General features: G+C 46.5%; 2 protein-coding genes. Both read right to left on the reverse strand.

Going from position 1 to position 1,975, the window contains the following annotated elements:
- Positions 1-149: 149 nt before the first annotated feature.
- The gene (locus A3766_RS25255) at positions 150-614 is read right to left on the reverse strand and encodes a MazG nucleotide pyrophosphohydrolase domain-containing protein (RefSeq protein WP_068642055.1); all 465 of its coding nucleotides are present in this window, start codon (positions 612-614) and stop codon (positions 150-152) included.
- A 9-nt stretch (positions 615-623) separates the two neighbouring features.
- Positions 624-1,975 (reverse strand): bifunctional (p)ppGpp synthetase/guanosine-3',5'-bis(diphosphate) 3'-pyrophosphohydrolase (locus tag A3766_RS25260; protein WP_156509130.1); only part of this gene is annotated, 1,352 nt, incomplete at its 5' end.

The raw sequence follows: 1,975 nt of genomic DNA on the forward strand, positions 1-1,975 counted from the left end.
GTAAACTCACTATCGTGCCGCTGGTAGAGAGTGCAGCCCTGCTATCAACTTTGTGGCAAGCGGGCGTCAACTATATTCAGGGTTACTACCTGCAAGCACCCTCTACAGAAATGAACTACGACTTTAGCGAAGAAAACTAATTGGAAAGCTTATTTCTCTTTCAGTTTGGCCAACTCCCAGAGCTGGTCTAGTTGAGTTAAGGGCACCTCGCTCACAGAAGTGCCCTGATTGCCCAATTGCTCCTCGATAAATTGAAAGCGCGAAGTAAACTTATCATTGGTAAGCTGAAGCGCATCTTGAGGAAGTACACCTAGAAAGCGCGATAGATTCAAGCAGCTGAAAAGCAAGTCACCAAACTCAGCTCGAATTTCAGGCCTTTTAAAAAGGTCTTCAGCCGTGCTTGTCTTACACTGCGCTTTCGCTTTTATGACTTCCTGCTTAAGCTCGTCCAGTTCTTCAGCTATTTTATCAAAAACTGGCTCTATTTCAGGCCAATCAAAGCCGTGCTTAGCTGCGCGCGCTTGAATATCCAAAGCCTGGCTCAGTACTCCATCTTTATTGGAAGCACCTTCTAGAATACTATCCTGAGCCTTTTTAACTTTCTCTGAAGACACCAAAGCTCCTTAGTTACGTTTTCTGCGAGCATCAATAATATTGGGTAATTGCTTGATCTTGGCTAGGGCTTGCCCAAGACTCGCCAAGCTCGACACATCCATTGCAATGGTAATGGTCGCAATATTTTCTTGTGGGTCAGAGTATGAATTCACGCCCGTTACATTGACCTTCTCGTTAGCTAGTACAATCGTTATATCCCGAAGCAGGCCTTCTCGGTCATAGGCTTGAATCTCAATACCCACACCATAGGCTGCATCGGCTTCATAGCCCCAGGAAACTTCTATAATACGATTTGGCTCCAAGTCTTCAAGCTGGAGCAAATTCATACAATCCTGTCGGTGTATCGAGACGCCTCGTCCAACTGTTATATAACCCGTAATTGGGTCTCCTGGCACAGGCTGGCAACACTTCGCCATAGTTGTTAGTAAGCGCCCAACGCCCTTGATCTTGATATCATCTCGCCCAGCACTATTCGCCGCTTTCTGCTGTGGTGCACCAAGACGAAGATCCAATTGCTGTTCTTTAGGCTGCAGAATTTTCTGAGCAACATTCGCTATATGCGTTGGCTTCACGTCTCCTGCACCAATCGCCGCAAATAGGTCATCCACCTTATTGAACTGAGTTTGTTCCACAAGTTCCGAGTAATGGATATCGCCAATAGACAAGCGCTTAAGCTCATCCTCCAGAAGTATTCGGCCATCAGTGATATTCTGAGATCGATTCTGTTGCTTAAACCAATGAACCAGCTTGGCTCGTGAGCGCGAGGTCTGAATATAGCCTAAACTCGGATTTAACCAGTCACGGCTCGGCGAAGCCTGGTTAGAGGTTAGAATATGAATCTGCTCGCCAGTTCGAAGCGGGTAAGTTAACGGCACGATACGACCATTTACTTTAGCACCACGACAAGCATGGCCCACCTCAGTATGAACACGGTAAGCAAAATCTACCGGCGTTGCGCCATTTGGCAAATCAACAACATGGCCATCAGGTGTAAATACGTAAATACGGTCTTCACCAACGTCTGAGCTTAGCTGGTTTGCAATTTCCGAGGCATCACCCACCTCCTCTTGCCATTCCAGTACTTGTCTAAGCCAGTTGATCTTTTCCTCATACCCTGAAGATCGACTTTTAACATCGGTACCTTTATAGCGCCAGTGAGCACAAACTCCCAGTTCGGCTTCCTCGTGCATTTCCCTCGTACGGATCTGCACTTCCATGACCTTTCCTTCTGGCCCAATGACAGCTGTGTGCAAAGAGCGATAGCCATTTTCTTTCGGGTTAGCAATATAGTCATCAAATTCGTAAGGAATATGCTTCCACAAGGAATGCACAACACCTAGTACCGAATAACAGTCTTGTA

This window comes from Oleiphilus sp. HI0132, assembly GCF_001635845.1.